22 protein-coding genes are annotated in these 12,993 nt (G+C 60.4%); 8 read left to right on the top strand and 14 right to left on the bottom strand.

Annotated features, from left to right (window positions below; all coding sequences use genetic code 11):
- Positions 1-41 precede the first annotated feature (41 nt).
- From K0F85_RS11085 to K0F85_RS11020, 14 genes are all read right to left on the bottom strand, one after another.
- Positions 42-260, bottom strand: coding sequence for an AlpA family transcriptional regulator (locus K0F85_RS11085; RefSeq protein ID WP_219116116.1), 219 nt, complete (start codon positions 258-260; stop codon positions 42-44).
- Positions 257-550, bottom strand: coding sequence for a hypothetical protein (locus tag K0F85_RS11080; RefSeq protein ID WP_219116115.1), 294 nt, complete (start codon positions 548-550; stop codon positions 257-259). Before K0F85_RS11080 ends, K0F85_RS11085 begins: the two co-directional genes overlap by 4 nt.
- 154 nt (positions 551-704) lie before the next feature.
- Positions 705-2,708, bottom strand: coding sequence for a DNA cytosine methyltransferase (locus K0F85_RS11075; protein WP_219116114.1), 2,004 nt, complete (start codon positions 2,706-2,708; stop codon positions 705-707).
- The gene (locus K0F85_RS11070; protein WP_257572694.1) at positions 2,705-3,868 is read right to left on the bottom strand and encodes an RNA-directed DNA polymerase; all 1,164 of its coding nucleotides are present in this window, start codon (positions 3,866-3,868) and stop codon (positions 2,705-2,707) included. Before K0F85_RS11070 ends, K0F85_RS11075 begins: the two co-directional genes overlap by 4 nt.
- A gap of 196 nt (positions 3,869-4,064) precedes the next feature.
- Positions 4,065-4,439, bottom strand: a complete 375-nt coding sequence (locus K0F85_RS11065) for a four helix bundle protein (protein ID WP_219116113.1) — start codon at positions 4,437-4,439, stop codon at positions 4,065-4,067.
- A gap of 18 nt (positions 4,440-4,457) precedes the next feature.
- Positions 4,458-5,072, bottom strand: a complete 615-nt coding sequence (locus tag K0F85_RS11060; protein WP_219116112.1) for a DUF1566 domain-containing protein — start codon at positions 5,070-5,072, stop codon at positions 4,458-4,460.
- Between the two features lie 19 nt (positions 5,073-5,091).
- Positions 5,092-5,280, bottom strand: a complete 189-nt coding sequence (locus K0F85_RS11055) for a hypothetical protein (protein WP_219116111.1) — start codon at positions 5,278-5,280, stop codon at positions 5,092-5,094.
- A 121-nt stretch (positions 5,281-5,401) separates the two neighbouring features.
- Positions 5,402-5,539 (bottom strand): hypothetical protein, encoded by a 138-nt coding sequence (locus K0F85_RS11050; RefSeq protein ID WP_175445109.1) that lies wholly within the window; start codon positions 5,537-5,539, stop codon positions 5,402-5,404.
- The gene (locus tag K0F85_RS11045; protein WP_219116110.1) at positions 5,536-5,730 is read right to left on the bottom strand and encodes a hypothetical protein; all 195 of its coding nucleotides are present in this window, start codon (positions 5,728-5,730) and stop codon (positions 5,536-5,538) included. Before K0F85_RS11045 ends, K0F85_RS11050 begins: the two co-directional genes overlap by 4 nt.
- Positions 5,727-6,065, bottom strand: a complete 339-nt coding sequence (locus K0F85_RS11040) for a hypothetical protein (RefSeq protein WP_219116109.1) — start codon at positions 6,063-6,065, stop codon at positions 5,727-5,729. Before K0F85_RS11040 ends, K0F85_RS11045 begins: the two co-directional genes overlap by 4 nt.
- A 30-nt stretch (positions 6,066-6,095) precedes the next feature.
- Entirely contained in the window at positions 6,096-6,731 is a 636-nt protein-coding gene (locus tag K0F85_RS11035; RefSeq protein WP_219116108.1) for a hypothetical protein, read from the bottom strand.
- A 55-nt stretch (positions 6,732-6,786) separates the two neighbouring features.
- Positions 6,787-7,245: a DUF1566 domain-containing protein gene (locus K0F85_RS11030; protein ID WP_257572693.1), complete on the bottom strand. Its 459-nt coding sequence runs from the start codon at positions 7,243-7,245 to the stop codon at positions 6,787-6,789.
- A 207-nt stretch (positions 7,246-7,452) separates the two neighbouring features.
- Complete coding sequence (locus K0F85_RS11025; protein ID WP_219116107.1) at positions 7,453-7,749, bottom strand: hypothetical protein; 297 nt, start codon at positions 7,747-7,749, stop codon at positions 7,453-7,455.
- A 446-nt stretch (positions 7,750-8,195) separates the two neighbouring features.
- Positions 8,196-8,909 carry a LexA family transcriptional regulator gene (locus K0F85_RS11020; protein WP_219116106.1) on the bottom strand — a complete coding sequence of 238 codons (714 nt, stop codon included), beginning with the start codon at positions 8,907-8,909 and terminating at the stop codon, positions 8,196-8,198.
- 72 nt (positions 8,910-8,981) lie between these two features.
- On the opposite strand from K0F85_RS11020, the gene K0F85_RS11015 reads away from it, so the two are divergent.
- From K0F85_RS11015 to K0F85_RS10980, 8 genes are all read left to right on the top strand, one after another.
- The gene (locus K0F85_RS11015) at positions 8,982-9,344 is read left to right on the top strand and encodes a YdaS family helix-turn-helix protein (RefSeq protein ID WP_219116105.1); all 363 of its coding nucleotides are present in this window, start codon (positions 8,982-8,984) and stop codon (positions 9,342-9,344) included.
- Entirely contained in the window at positions 9,341-9,577 is a 237-nt protein-coding gene (locus tag K0F85_RS11010) for a hypothetical protein (RefSeq protein ID WP_219116104.1), read from the top strand. Before K0F85_RS11015 ends, K0F85_RS11010 begins: the two co-directional genes overlap by 4 nt.
- A gap of 295 nt (positions 9,578-9,872) precedes the next feature.
- Positions 9,873-10,139, top strand: a complete 267-nt coding sequence (locus K0F85_RS11005) for a hypothetical protein (protein WP_219116103.1) — start codon at positions 9,873-9,875, stop codon at positions 10,137-10,139.
- A gap of 80 nt (positions 10,140-10,219) precedes the next feature.
- Positions 10,220-10,426 (top strand): hypothetical protein, encoded by a 207-nt coding sequence (locus K0F85_RS11000; RefSeq protein WP_219116102.1) that lies wholly within the window; start codon positions 10,220-10,222, stop codon positions 10,424-10,426.
- 148 nt (positions 10,427-10,574) lie between these two features.
- On the top strand, positions 10,575-10,937 hold the full coding sequence (locus tag K0F85_RS10995) for a Gp49 family protein (protein WP_219116101.1): 363 nt from the start codon (positions 10,575-10,577) through the stop codon (positions 10,935-10,937).
- Between the two features lie 121 nt (positions 10,938-11,058).
- Positions 11,059-11,409 (top strand): hypothetical protein, encoded by a 351-nt coding sequence (locus K0F85_RS10990; RefSeq protein ID WP_219116100.1) that lies wholly within the window; start codon positions 11,059-11,061, stop codon positions 11,407-11,409.
- Positions 11,409-12,161: a hypothetical protein gene (locus K0F85_RS10985; protein ID WP_219116099.1), complete on the top strand. Its 753-nt coding sequence runs from the start codon at positions 11,409-11,411 to the stop codon at positions 12,159-12,161. The genes K0F85_RS10990 and K0F85_RS10985 overlap by 1 nt, the downstream gene beginning before the upstream one ends.
- The gene (locus K0F85_RS10980; protein WP_219116098.1) at positions 12,158-12,919 is read left to right on the top strand and encodes a replication protein P; all 762 of its coding nucleotides are present in this window, start codon (positions 12,158-12,160) and stop codon (positions 12,917-12,919) included. The genes K0F85_RS10985 and K0F85_RS10980 overlap by 4 nt, the downstream gene beginning before the upstream one ends.
- The last annotated feature ends 74 nt before the right edge of the window (positions 12,920-12,993 follow it).

Below are 12,993 nucleotides of genomic sequence, written 5' to 3'. Positions count from 1 at the left end.
AGGGGCTTTTTCTTTTTCTCCTACCCCCATTTCTACCCCCATTAGTTTTTTGCCGACGGCGCGCGCGCATCCTCGATAATTTTTTCCTGCCATGCGGCAATTGCTGTCGAATCCCACACTACAGCGCGTGGGCCCAGGCTGATTGGCGCAGGGAAGGTGCCCTTCTTGATGCGGTCGTAGATGGCCGTGCGCTGGATACCGACGATCTCGATCACCGAGGGCAGGCGCAGGAATTTTCGTACTTCGGTCATAGTGCTCATGATGTGCTTTCCAGATGTTTCAGGGGTTTGATCAGGTCGAGCTGGCGCGGATCGCTTTTATCCAGCACGTAGATGTAGGTCGTGCCGGCCGGTGAGCGGTCGTCGCAGTCCGGCTGGTCGTTGGCCACGGCCATCGCGGCGGCCGTCGAGCACACGCCCACGGAGCGCTCGAACAGGCAGCCTTCGCAGCTGGGCGCGGTCGCTTCCTGCGCCTTGTAGCGCACGGTGGACGGGTTGACAGGCTCGTCACGCTCGCCGCGCCATTTATCGCTGGTGATGCATTTCGTCATGGCGTACTCCGGACACAGGTCACACAGCGACCATATTGGCGCAGCTGTCGCGCGGTGCTGACCTTGCCGCAGGCGCAGCGCTTGCGGATTAGCGAATACACCGGTCCCTTGTTGTTTGCCTGGTGCTGGCGTTCGACTCGGGCGAGGTCGTACATCATGCGACCCTCGCAATCTCGCGCTCATGCGCGAAGTTGGCGAGAATCAGCGCCTTTGCCATGGGCGGACACACAGAATTGCCGCACATGCGCACCTGGGCGCTCTTCGTCAGTTTCAGTCCTTGGGCGGGGTCATCGCCGATTATGTAATCGTCGGGGAAGCCCTGGGCCCGGAACAGCTCACGCGGCTGCAGCATGCGCAGGCCGATATCCACGATCTGATAGTCCTGGCCGTGGATTGTTACCAGGCCGAACCGGTCGCGGCTGGTGACGGTGGCCAGCGGATCGGCCAGGCCTTGCGACTGGTCGGTGCCGTAATAGGCCAGCAGGAACGAGCGCACCTCGGCGTGGTGCTGGCCCCCGGCGCTGACAGTCCCAAGCGGCTCGTCGGTACCGGCCGCCGTGCTGGTGCCGCGCAGCTTGATCATATTGCTGGTGACCAGAGCCGACTTGCCGCCGCCAGCCGTGACCGTGCCGAGCGGCGCATCGGCGGCGTGGCCGACGCTGGCGCCCATGTCGCGTTGGATATGCGCAGACACCATGCTGAAATGTCCGCCCTTGACCTGGGCGCAGATGGTGCGCAGCGGCTCGTCGGCCGGCATCACGCGCTGATTGCTCGCGTTGGCGTGCTCGGTCAAGAAAGCCGTCACAAGGCTGTGGTGGTCGCAGGCGGTGATCGTACCGATAGGATCGGCCAGGTCGGAACCCACGACGCCCGTGTAATGCTTGGCCAGGAACGCGGTGGCCACGGCCTTGTTGCCGCTGGCCGTCACGGTACCGAGCGGTGCCTCGACGTCGTGCGCACCCGTCCCCCAGCGCTTTACACCGCCAGGCGATACCTCACCATGGGCGGCATCGACCAGCACGGCAGATACCAGCGCGTGCTTGCTCTCGCCGACGACGGTGCCCAGCGGCTTCTCAATGTCCAGCGCTCGCGGCGCTTGGCCCTCACGCTCTCCGTATCCCACCTGCACCAACGTGGCCACGCCCAGCGCCTTCTCGCCGCGGTGCGCGCCGGTGATGGTGCGGAACGGTTCCCCGATGGATTCGGTGCGGTCGCCGCCCTGGTGCGTTACCGGGACGATGGTCGGCGCGCAGAAGTAGCTGTCGTTGCGCGCCAGCAGCGTACCGAACGGCCGGGCCGTCGGGCGCGGCTCGCCAGCGCGCGCTGGGCCGCCAGCACCGACGATGAACGGATCGGCCGCGTCGACCACGTAGCGCATGATGCCCTTGGCGATGCGGCGCAGCGTGGCCGGCGCCAGCGGCCGGTCGCGCTCGAAGATCGACGGGCATGGCAGGCTGAAATCGATGCACTCGGCCGCAGTTCTGTACGGCCGCAGCTTGCCGGCGCGCACGCCGATGCTGTCCGGCGCGCCATGGGTAGGCTCTGGCCACTTGATGGCGATGCCGTCGCGGCGCGCCACCAGGAAGAAGCGCTTTCGGATGGTGGGCGTGTCGTGGTCGCAGCCGCGCATTTCGCGGTAGTCGACGGTATAGCCGTGCGCGCGCAGCTGGCGGATGAAGCTGTCGAACGTCTTACCCTTCTTGGCCGGGTCCGGCTTGGCACTGCCGTCGGCCTCGACCAGCAGCGGGCCCCACGTTTTGAATTCCTCGACGTTTTCCAGCATGATGACCCTGGGCTTGCACTTGGCAGCCCAGCGCAACGTCACCCATGCCAGACCACGGATGCGTTTTTCTACGGGCTTGCCGCCCTTGGCCTTGCTGAAATGCTTGCAATCGGGGCTGAGCCAGACCAAGCCCACCGGACGATTTCCCGTCACCTTGATCGGATCGACGTCCCACACGCTCTCGCACAGGTGCGTGGTGTGCGGGTGGTTCGCTGCGTGCATGGCCAGCGCCTCGGGATCGTGGTTGATGGCGATATCTACCGGGCGGCCGAATGCCTGTTCCAGTCCGGTGCTGGTGCCGCCGCCGCCGGCGAAGTTGTCGATGATCAATTCGTTGCCCAGGTCAAGGGCCATGGTGAAGAGGTCGCGCTTCATGCGGATTTCCTATAGGTTTTGGTGAGCGCCCCGTTGACGCAATGCCCGCGCCGCATCACCGCGCGCGCCAGCGCCGCACGGTCAGCGTGGCTGCTGTCCGCCTGGCGCAGCAGGCCGAAGTAGCTGTTGGCCGCCGCGAACACGTCGGCCGCCGGGATGCCGGCAATACGGCTGGCCGCCTCGCGCACGGTGCGGCGCCGTGTGCGGCTGTGCCAAGGCTTGATGACCTGGCCGACGAAGTCGACGCCACGCGCTATCGGCTGCAGGATCGTCTTGCTGGGGTTGAGGTTGGCGTGCAGCACGCGGGGCAGGAACTCGTTGATGTTGACCAGCGCTGCACCCAGCCATTGCGGCGATTCGTGCAACAGCAGGAAGTCGTCGACGTAGCGGATGTAGTGCCGGGCGCCGATCTTGTGCTTGGCATGCTGGTCCAGTGCATCGAGGTAGATGTTGGCGAAGAACTGCGACGACAAGTTGCCAATCGGCAGGCCCAGGTGCGCTGGCTGATTGACCAGGCGCTTGTGCGCTGGCACGCGCGCCAGCATGTCGGTCTCGCCGCGCAGCTGGTAGTTCTCGCGCGGGTCGTGAAACAGGATCGTTTCGGCCAGGCGCAGCCACCAGGGCTCGCTGACGCGCGCGGCGATCTGCCCACGCAGCACGTCCTTGTCGATGGCGACGAAGAAGTTGGCCAGGTCGCACTTGAGGTAGAACGCCGGGCGGGCCCAGTTCTGCGTGACGCTACGGATCTTCGCCTCGAGGCGTTTGGCCGCGTACATCGTGCCGCGCCCGGGGATGCAGGCGCAGGTGTCCTTGATGAACGAAGCGTAAAAGCGAGGCGAGATTTTGTTGTACAGCAGGTGGTGCACGACGCGATCACGGAAGTCGGCCGCCCACACCTCGCGCGCTTTCGGGCGCGTGACGACGAAGCAAATCGACTGGCCGGGCGCATACGAGCCATCCTGCAAGTCATCGAACAGGTTGATCAGGTTACGCTCCAGGTGCTGCTCAAACACCAGGGCGCTGGGGGTATTGCGTTTGCTGCGGCGGCAGTCGAAATATGCGACGGCCAGCTGCTCGAGCGTGAAGTCCGCATCGGGATGATCTGCGGACGGCGCGGGCGCGGCCCTCGTACGAGCGGTTGTTGTTGTTCTGGTTGCCATTGTTGAAATTCTGATTCCACGCGTTAGAGGGGCCGGCCTGCGTCAATTCGTGCTATCTACGTCGCCCCACCGAAAGCCATGCCGATCAGTGGGGAAACTGCGCCAGGCCTGCCTGGACGCCGCCAGGTGGTTACTGTGGTGCGCATAGCGGTGGCCTTGTGAGCCAGCGGCACGACCAGATTAAAAATTCGCACAGTCAACTCGGCCTTGACCGGGAAGATGCAGGCGACGATGCGGTGTATTTCCTCCAGCCGCCGGCCTGCTTGCCGATCATGCTGGTCAGTGCGATGGCCCGCGCATACTGCGCGACGGAGATAAAGCGCAGATCCTTGGAAAGCCGGAACAGCAGCTCGATCACCTGCGCGCGCTCGAGCAGCTTGTCGAGGTACGGTGTTTTGTCGCCCGCGACGTTTGCGCGGAAGATCAGCACCGTCAAGCGCACGCACTCGTCGCGGATTTCCTTGCCGACCGATGCCTTGAAGTCGCGGGGCATATTTTTTGTCAGGTCGGTTGCCACCACCAGCAGGTCGTAAGCAACTTTGGAAATCGGCAGGTCGGTATGGTTGGCCATGTTGAAATGGTTAAAGGGCTAAATTTCTAATCTGCGGACGGCGCGGGCGCGGCCCTCGCACGAGCGGCCGTTGGTGAACTGGCAGCCAAGGCTGAAATCCTGACCCCACGCGCCAGAGGGGCCGGCCTGCGTGCTGGACCAGTGCCAGACCGCGTCCAGCGCCTGCGTGCCGCCTTCGCGGAAGTCGGCCACGCCGGTCTGCGCCGGCCAATCTTCCGTGTAGTGCCGCCCCATCGGCATGCTGCTCGGGTTTTCACCATCACGGAACGAGGCGGAGTTTTCATAATCAGTCGGCTTGAGGTTGCGATAGATCAGCTCCAACTCGTCGCGAGCCGGGATATACCAGTCATCAAAGCCTTCGATGACACTACCGCGCACCGTCTTGGCCAGTTCGCTACCAGCAGCGGCCATGGCGTTCGTGTTGGCCAGGCCATCGGCATAATCCTCGGCGCCCGGCACGCTTTCATCTGATGCGATCCAGCGGCCCTTGAACTCACCGAACAGCTTTGGCGACACGACCAGGGCGAATGCTTTGCCATCGACTTTAATCAGGCCGGCGAAGAAGCCGCCACCGAATGCAGCGCCAATGGCGCCCGGGGTATTTACAAGTGCTGCTGGGGTATTGATATCCATGGTTTCCTCGTGGTTAAAATCAGTCGTGATCGTTGGCTTGCAGCTTTTTCACATCCATGCGCGCGCGGCGCTGCATGTGCCGGCGGGCAAGGCATTTCAAAATCAGTTCGTAGTGGCGCTGCTTCAGCATGTCGTCGAGCGACATGGTGGTCTGCAGCGCGTGGTGCGCAATTTCCAGTGCGGCGCGGTCCGGATCGGCGCGCGGCATATCAGAATCCAGTCTGGTAGACGCGTACAGCCTTGAGGGCAGAGCCAAACTGGCCTGCGCCCAGGCGCCGGAAGTGGCGATACATGTGCAGCAGGGTGATCATCTTGCGCATGGCAATTCCTTACGCTGGTTTGACGGTGATGGAACAGGCGCCGAATCGATCCAGGGCGGCCATGTGCACGGCGCAGCTGTCGCTGCCGATGGCTGGATACGTCAGCAGGCGCCCTGCACTGCGCACGGTGACGGTGAAGGCCATCATTTGGCATCTCCTTTTGGGGTAATGCTCAGAATTGAAAACACCATTTCTGCACCGATGGCATCGTGCTGCTCCAACGCGCCCGACAAGGCAGCGATGAAAGCGTGCGCACGCGCATCCACATCACTTGCTTCCTTTGCGTGCGCATCAGCGGCGCAGTGCCGAATCATCAAAAGCAAGTCCGGGGCACTCATGCCGCACCTATGTCTTCGAGCAAGCGGCGCATCAAGCTGACCGTTTCCGGTGCCACCGCTCCGGATAATTCATAGTCCAAGCTGGCGGTACGCATCACTCCAGCCATTTCCGATGAGTACGCCATGCGAGCTGCAGCGGTACGCGTGGCGCCCAGCCCTTGAGGCACAACCGACACCATTGCAATCCGTTCGCCACGGCCATTGGCCAGGCTGTAGGTGGCACCAACGAGGCAGAGCGCCTTGCTTGGCATGGCGAGGGAAACGCGCCGCACGCGGTCCGGCGGAGAGCTTTGCGCATTTCCGGGCAACGCTGAGGCAATGTTTTCGAGAGTCATGGCGGATCTCATGCTGAAATGGATAAAAGATTAAATTGGCAATCTGCGGACGGCGCGGGCGCGGCCCTCGTACGAGCGGAGGCTGAGGTTGAGCTGGTTGCCATCGGTGAAAACCTGATACCACGCGTGAGAGGGGCCGGCCTGCTCACCGGACCAGTACCACTCAGCCTTGAATTCATCTTTCAGGTTGATGAACAGCAAGCGCTGTTCGCGACGGCTTGGCAGCTCGCCACCAATCGACTTGGCCCAGGCGCACGCCGCATCCCAGGTCACACCCTCGGCTTGACCTGACATCAGCACCAGGTGCTCGTCAGGCGCACCATCGACGCCGCGCATGATCCCGGCATAGATACCGCCAGCGTAAACACTGCCAATGGCACCAGGCCCGGCCACGGGGACCAAAGCGGCAGCCGAGCTGTAATAGAGGCGGGACATCCGCGCATCAGCCTGCCCCTTATCCATGCCCCAATGGGCCAGGAACATGGCGCGGATTTCGGTGACCAGCTCGCTATCGACCGGCCACAATTCGGCGTCGAGCAAGCCGCTGACAATGGCGTCAGCACGTGCATTGCTGTTGGCATCGACTGAGCGATGGCAAAGGGAACAGGTAGAGAGAGGGATGGCAGCGCCTGGTGTAGCACAAGGCGTGGCGGCATTGCTGATCATGAGTGGCTCCGTGTTGGGATGTCGTGGTCGGGACGAAAAGGAAATGGATAAAGGATTAAATTGGCAATCTGCGGACGGCGCGGGCGCGGCCCTCGTACGAGCGGTGGTCGTCGTTCTGGCCGCCATAGTCGAAATCCTGACCCCACGCGTGAGAGGGGCCGGCCTGCGTGCCCGACCAGTACCAGTCCGACTTGAACTGGTCTTTCAGGTTGGCGAACAGCAGCGCCTGCTCGGCGCGCGTCGGCAGCGAACCGCCCACGGACTCTGCCCAAGCGCCGGCGGCAGACCAGGACAAATCAACGCCCTCTCCTTCCACCAGAACCAGGTGCTGATCAGGACTGCCATCCACGCCGCGGATGATGCCGGCATAGATGCCGCCGGCAAAAGCGGCGCCGATTGCGGCAGGAATGAAGCCAGGCTGGAACGCTGGCGGGATGAAGGACTGGCTGCCGACATCGGTGGTCGTGGTGCTGGTGATGAACGGTGTGGCGGTGAGGCTGGCGGTGTGTGACATTTTCTCTCCATCGGTTGATGTGGTGCGTCGATGGATTGAATATTAGGTTAAACCTTAATTTAATGCAAGGCTTAACCTATAAATAATCAAGGTTTGACCTTAAATTATTTGAAATTTTGTTGAGAGCAATCCCGCGTCCGAATCAACGGGCGAAAAAATACCCACATTTCGTGGGTTTATGAGGGGGCTATTGAGAGGTGCCCGAGATCATAAGGGGTTGCCTATCTGCGCATCCACGCAACGAAACATCACTTGCGACTGCTGCGGCGTCCATCCTTGTGTGCCGGAGTTGGCGGCATTCATGATCTCAAAGCGCCTCCCTTTAGCGGCACAAAACTCGTTGCCACGCCGGATGCTGATGGCAGTTACTTCGGCATCTGAGCTCATGCCGCCACGGACGGTGGCACCGACCAGGTAGGTATCTTGCCCAGCTGGCACAACATCACTTACAGACTGACATGCTGCGAGTAAAGCGACAATCGCAAGCGTGGTTATTGTTTTCATTTTTACTTTTTAGTTATCGACAGGGTGACTTACTGTTGCGCCTTGTCCGTACTAGCATGGGCGTAGTGTTTTTTATTTGCAGGCGAAACGAATTTCTCCCTCAGGGTAGGCGCCAGGTCGCAACCCAACTGGGCGCTCTTGTGTTGATAGAATCTCCAGCTGTTTGCGCTGGTTCGCACAATGATTTCCAGCTTCGCGGGTAGCATTTGCAACTAACGTGCTCGACGATGCCCAGAACCCTGTGCCTTGGTTGAGGATCATATATGAATCCTGCCCGGTGGATATGACTCCCGTCTGAGTGGCACATCCCGAGATAAAAAGCACTGCGATTGCTACGAATAATTTACTCATCTCATTCCCTATGCTCAGCATTCGGCGCAACGCTACACCGCTGCATTATATGAAATATTTCTATGTGGAAATCTATCGAATTGTCGCGGAAAATTTCAAAGCCCGCCTGTCCCGCTGCGGTCGCGTACCCGACCTATTATGGATATGTGTTCATTCGCAAGCTGCGACGGCACTTCCTCGTCCTTAAACAGTGGATTGACACTACGAAGCGTCAGTGTGCCGTCAAGTTTTCGAAAAAGATACTTTACCCGCAGTTCGTCGCCGTATCGAATGGCGTACATTTTTCCATCAATAATGTTTACTTCGTCTGTATTGACAAGGATGGTATCTCGATCAAATAGCATCGGCTCCATGCTTTCGCCGGAAACGCGGAAACGACGCACGCGCTCGGGGTTGATTCCGTATTTTTGAAACCAGGACAGGCGGTAGCTTGCCGGCTCCTGATCCTCGATCAGCTCATACATGGCATTACGGCCATTGCCTGCAGCAAATTCAATCCGCGACTCCGGGACGTAGACCACGTCATCGTCCATCGGGTCGTCAGGGTGAATCGCATTAACCTTTGATGCTCCACGTGAGCCGTCAGTGCGATCTTTTGCGTCAAGGCGAGGCGTAGCTTCCCCCATCAATTCCGAGATGGTCATCCCTAGGCGTTTTGCTAGTGCGCCGAGGCGTGCTGTTTCGGGCATACCCTTTCCTCGCTCCCAGTCGGAAACGTTGACGGATTTTATGCCCCAGATATCGGCTATGTCTTGCTGGGTAAGCCCCAGTTCTTTACGGCGAGCCCGCAATATTTCAGGAAATTTCATAAGGCATAGCCTATCAAAAATAAAGAAGGTTTAACCTTGACTAATTATTAGGTTTAACCTGATAATTAGCCTATGAATACACAAGCCCAAGTCAAAGAAGCCATTGCTCGTGCTGGGGGTGTTGCGGCAGTGGCCGCCCATTTTGGGATCAGTCCAGTGTCGGTTTATGAGTGGATCAAACGCGGGTACGCTCCGGCGGACAAATGTCCTGAAATTGAAAAATTTTCAAATGGCGCCTCACGGTGCGAGGCACTCAATGCGAAGGTTGATTGGGAATATTTGCGCCTAAACCAGTCACCCGGACTTGTCGCCCGCCCTCATGGCCACGCCGGCCGCCAGCCCCCATCCCCCACCAACATCCTCGACACCGTCCCAGCGCGCAGCGTCGTGCTGCCCGCCACCCCGCCGTCGCTCGAACCAAAGGAAAAGCCATGAACCGCACCACCACCCACGCGCGCTGGCGCGTCCTCCCCGTCCACTTGGTCGCCAAGCTGTTCGGCGTGCTGATCAAGGTGGAAGCCATGCCCTTCGGTTCGAACCGCACCCACCTGGCGAGTCCGCCGCGCGCGGAAGGCATGGTGGGATGCCAGGAAGTACGTCATTCGCCTGCCTGCGCAGGCAAAGGCAATGCAGCAGAGTGCAGCTGCCGCTCGGCTACCGCTGTTTAATTGCGTTGATCGTATCCGATTTAATTGCGATTGGATCGATCTGCGCCGATAGAACTTTGTGACATTTCGGGCAATCCAGTGTGATGCATTTCCAGCTTCCTCCTTGCGCATAGCCAGTATGGGCCTGGATGGTTAGTGAGCCGATTTGCTGATTGCAGTGAGGGCAAATAGTCATGGGATACACCTTTCAAGTTAATTGCTTTGTGGAATTAGTAATTTAACACGTTGGTGTATCCCGCCCTATTTTTTAGTACCGCAGTACCCGTAGTCCAGATCCACTTTTAAAAGGAAACCCATGAGTATCACCACCCGCACGAAGCTGTTGAAAACCTACCTCGACCCCGAGGAAGAGAAAACCATCTTGCAGGCATGCGCCGCAGCTGGCGTCACGCGCAGCGACCAGGCCCGCCAGAGCTTGTTGCATTGGGCGCGCCAGCAACGTCATGGTAGCCAACCAGGCAGCCGTCGCGAAGGGCCCAACGGTGGCCCGCGCCGCCGGTCCCAGTTGCTGCCTTGCCGCCCGAGCTTCGGCGTCATCCCCAAGATGCACATGCGGGTTTAACGGAATAGAGGCGGAACCAATGTACGAAATCAGACCGATAGGCCGGCCGATAGCGCCGGCGCAGAAAGACGAGGGACAGGATGAAAAAAGAGCAGCGCGCGACGGCAGCGGATTACGCACTGCAGGCAGTGTGCGTATGGCGCCTGAGCGACAGAGCCAACCTGGCAGCCAAGGCCCAGCCAGAGGGGCAAGCGCGGGCTAAAGCGAGTTCGCAGTTGTATCGCGACACCAACAAGCTGCGCGAGGCGGCGGACAAGTACATGAACACGTCTGATCCGCCGTCGTAGCGGGAAGCAGTCCCCGACAGCTACAGGATGGCAGCGCAGATAGCTATCAGGTCTGCGCTTCATCAAAAGTGCAGCAGATGCAGCGCAAGGAAGCACGAGAAAGACGGGCAGTCGCTCACCGGGTCGGGCGACACATCGAAAGCGAAATATGAACGATCAAGAAATCGAGCAGCAAATCCAGGCCAAGGGCAAGACTGCGCCGCGCATCACGCCAGCAGACATTCAAGCAGCCATCGCACAGACGCACTACTTCACGGCCGCTGACGGCGTGCGCGGCGCGGCCATCGATGGCGGTGTCGACGATGGCTCGACCCCGCCGCTGCATCTGCTGACGTTCTGCGTCCTGGTGCTGCGCAATGGTTTCACCGTCACCGGCGAAAGCGCTTGTGCCAGTCCGGAAAACTTTGACGCCGAAATCGGCCAGGAAGTGGCGCGTCTGAACGCCGAGCAGAAGATCTGGGCGCTCGAAGGCTACCTCCTGAAAGAAACGCTGCACCAGCAGGCGCAATAAGCACGGACGAAAAAAAGCCCGCGTACAAGGCGGGCTTCCTAAAACTCTTACTTAAAACGAACATGCCAAGAATAACATACTCCGCGTTTTCGATGAAGCCCCAGGCAGCGCAGGTGAAGCCATGACGGCGCGCTTGATGCCGTATGTCGGCTCCCGTCCATACCTGGTGCTGCAAACGCTGCTGGTCGGTCCCGGCACCTTCTACCAGATCTGCGAGCGCGCTGGCTTTGATCTGGAAGAGTCCGGCATGGAATGCAACATGCGCAAGCATTTCGCCAGCCTGCTGCTGGCCCACATCGAGCTCAGCAACATCACCTACACCATCAAGGCATCGACGCGCCAGGCATTGCAGGGCAAGACCGCTGCCAGCGCCTGTAGCGTGGCCACGGCGCATCATCGTGGCCCGAGCGAGCCGCAGCCAGTGACGGTTGTGCGCCGCCAGGGCGGCGCTGAAACTGGCGAGGTGGCGTGATGGCAGGCGAATGGCTCAAACTGGAATGCTCCACACCGGATAAACCCGAGGTCTTCGCGATCACTGCGCGCATGGGCTGGGATGACCCGGATTTGACAGTCGGCAAGCTTTTCCGCATCTGGCGCTGGTTCGACCAGCAAACGGTAAATGGTAACGCTGACGGCGTTACATGTGCGTTACTTGATCGTATCGCGGGGGCTGCTGGGTTCGCTCAAGCGATGATCGACGTGGCATGGCTGGTGGAAACCGGCGCCGGTTTGATGCTGCCGAACTTCGAAAAACACAACGGTGCAACCGCAAAAGGTCGCGCACAGACAGCGAAACGTGTGGCGAATTTCCGCACTGACGCCCCGAGTAACGCTACATGTAACGCTGAGAACGTTACACCAGCGTTAGCTAGAGAAGAGAAGAAAAGAGAAGAGAAGAAGTTAACTACAAAAGAAAGGTCAAGAGCAGAGGTAGCCGCACCCGCTTCGCGGTTGCCTGCGGACTGGGCGCCGACCGAAGCCGACATCGCGTTCTGCAAAACCGAGCGGCCAGACCTGTCCGCCGAGGCAACCGTGCAGCGCTTCCGCGATTACTGGATCGCGGTGCCTGGCGCCAAGGGCAAAAAGGCCGATTGGGCGGCCACCTGGCGCAACTGGGTGCGCAATGAGCGTGCCCTGCCAGGCCTTGGCGGCGGCCGACCACCGAAGTTCGACCCCACTGCGCACGTCAACCGCCACCGGCCGCCGCCAGGGCCTGCAACATGAGCGCGCTGACCGGCATGGCCGGTGGCGCGCTTGCCGAGCCGACCACGCGGCCGTATTCGAAGTGGTTCGACCCGCACCCCCGCCTCGGTATTTCGATGATCGACCACCTGTACAACCGGCTCGATGGCGCCTACCCGCACTGGTGGAGCGCCAACTTCGCCAGCCAGCAGGCGATCGACAACTGGGCCGAATCATGGGTCGAGGCATTCGAAGACGAAGGGATCACGCCCGAAGACGTAGCGGTCGGCCTCAAGGCTTGCCGTACCCGCTACCAGAAACCACCCTCCTGCGCCGAGTTTATCCAGGCATGCAAACCTTTCGCAGACCCTGTGCAGGCTTACCACGAGGCTGTGGATGGTATACAAGCTCGTCGCAAGGGTGAGGTAGGGGTGTGGTCGCACCCAGCCGTCTACTGGGCAGCCATGCTGCTCTCACGCGATTTGATGACGCAATCCTATGGACAGGTGAAAGACCGCTGGGCCGCCGCCCTGAAGGCCCAGATGGCGCGCAGCGAGTGGGCGCCAATTCCCCCGCCCGCCGTTGCCTTACCCGCGCCCGGCCTGGCCAACCTGTCGAAAGAGGATGCCGCGCGCATGCTGCGTGAGCTCGACGCCATGGGCGTGAACAAGGCCGCCAAGCCGCGCGACTTCGACCATTTGCGCTGGGCGCGGCGGATCATGCAGCGCGTGGACGCTGGCGACAAAACGCTCTATGCGGTGCAGATCGCGAATGCCAAGGAAGTACTCGGCCTGACGTAGCGATGCCATAAACAAGTTTTTTCAGCCACAAGAGGAAGTAGCACGATGAAATCACCCAACCAATCCGCCTGGTG

This window comes from Janthinobacterium sp. UMAB-56 (assembly GCF_900095265.1).
Lineage (GTDB): Bacteria > Pseudomonadota > Gammaproteobacteria > Burkholderiales > Burkholderiaceae_D > Janthinobacterium.
This window is presented reverse-complemented; position numbering and strand designations above follow the sequence as displayed.

Bases quoted from the DNA above. Each gene is read 5' to 3' on its own strand.
- K0F85_RS11000 (WP_219116102.1), top strand. From the start codon at position 10,220: ATGAAAAAAGAGCAGCGCGCGACGGCAGCGGATTACGCACTGCAGGCA.
- K0F85_RS10980 (WP_219116098.1), top strand. From the start codon at position 12,158: ATGAGCGCGCTGACCGGCATGGCCGGTGGCGCGCTTGCCGAGCCGACC.
- K0F85_RS11065 (WP_219116113.1), bottom strand. From the start codon at position 4,439: ATGGCCAACCATACCGACCTGCCGATTTCCAAAGTTGCTTACGACCTG.
- K0F85_RS11060 (WP_219116112.1), bottom strand. From the start codon at position 5,072: ATGGATATCAATACCCCAGCAGCACTTGTAAATACCCCGGGCGCCATT.
- K0F85_RS11055 (WP_219116111.1), bottom strand. From the start codon at position 5,280: ATGCCGCGCGCCGATCCGGACCGCGCCGCACTGGAAATTGCGCACCAC.
- K0F85_RS11040 (WP_219116109.1), bottom strand. From the start codon at position 6,065: ATGACTCTCGAAAACATTGCCTCAGCGTTGCCCGGAAATGCGCAAAGC.
- K0F85_RS11080 (WP_219116115.1), bottom strand. From the start codon at position 550: ATGACGAAATGCATCACCAGCGATAAATGGCGCGGCGAGCGTGACGAG.
- K0F85_RS10985 (WP_219116099.1), top strand. From the start codon at position 11,409: ATGGCAGGCGAATGGCTCAAACTGGAATGCTCCACACCGGATAAACCC.
- K0F85_RS11035 (WP_219116108.1), bottom strand. From the start codon at position 6,731: ATGATCAGCAATGCCGCCACGCCTTGTGCTACACCAGGCGCTGCCATC.
- K0F85_RS11010 (WP_219116104.1), top strand. From the start codon at position 9,341: ATGAACCGCACCACCACCCACGCGCGCTGGCGCGTCCTCCCCGTCCAC.
- K0F85_RS10995 (WP_219116101.1), top strand. From the start codon at position 10,575: ATGAACGATCAAGAAATCGAGCAGCAAATCCAGGCCAAGGGCAAGACT.
- K0F85_RS11045 (WP_219116110.1), bottom strand. From the start codon at position 5,730: ATGAGTGCCCCGGACTTGCTTTTGATGATTCGGCACTGCGCCGCTGAT.
- K0F85_RS11005 (WP_219116103.1), top strand. From the start codon at position 9,873: ATGAGTATCACCACCCGCACGAAGCTGTTGAAAACCTACCTCGACCCC.
- K0F85_RS11020 (WP_219116106.1), bottom strand. From the start codon at position 8,909: ATGAAATTTCCTGAAATATTGCGGGCTCGCCGTAAAGAACTGGGGCTT.
- K0F85_RS11025 (WP_219116107.1), bottom strand. From the start codon at position 7,749: ATGAAAACAATAACCACGCTTGCGATTGTCGCTTTACTCGCAGCATGT.
- K0F85_RS10990 (WP_219116100.1), top strand. From the start codon at position 11,059: ATGACGGCGCGCTTGATGCCGTATGTCGGCTCCCGTCCATACCTGGTG.
- K0F85_RS11085 (WP_219116116.1), bottom strand. From the start codon at position 260: ATGAGCACTATGACCGAAGTACGAAAATTCCTGCGCCTGCCCTCGGTG.
- K0F85_RS11050 (WP_175445109.1), bottom strand. From the start codon at position 5,539: ATGATGGCCTTCACCGTCACCGTGCGCAGTGCAGGGCGCCTGCTGACG.
- K0F85_RS11030 (WP_257572693.1), bottom strand. From the start codon at position 7,245: ATGTCACACACCGCCAGCCTCACCGCCACACCGTTCATCACCAGCACC.
- K0F85_RS11015 (WP_219116105.1), top strand. From the start codon at position 8,982: ATGAATACACAAGCCCAAGTCAAAGAAGCCATTGCTCGTGCTGGGGGT.
- K0F85_RS11070 (WP_257572694.1), bottom strand. From the start codon at position 3,868: ATGGCAACCAGAACAACAACAACCGCTCGTACGAGGGCCGCGCCCGCG.
- K0F85_RS11075 (WP_219116114.1), bottom strand. From the start codon at position 2,708: ATGAAGCGCGACCTCTTCACCATGGCCCTTGACCTGGGCAACGAATTG.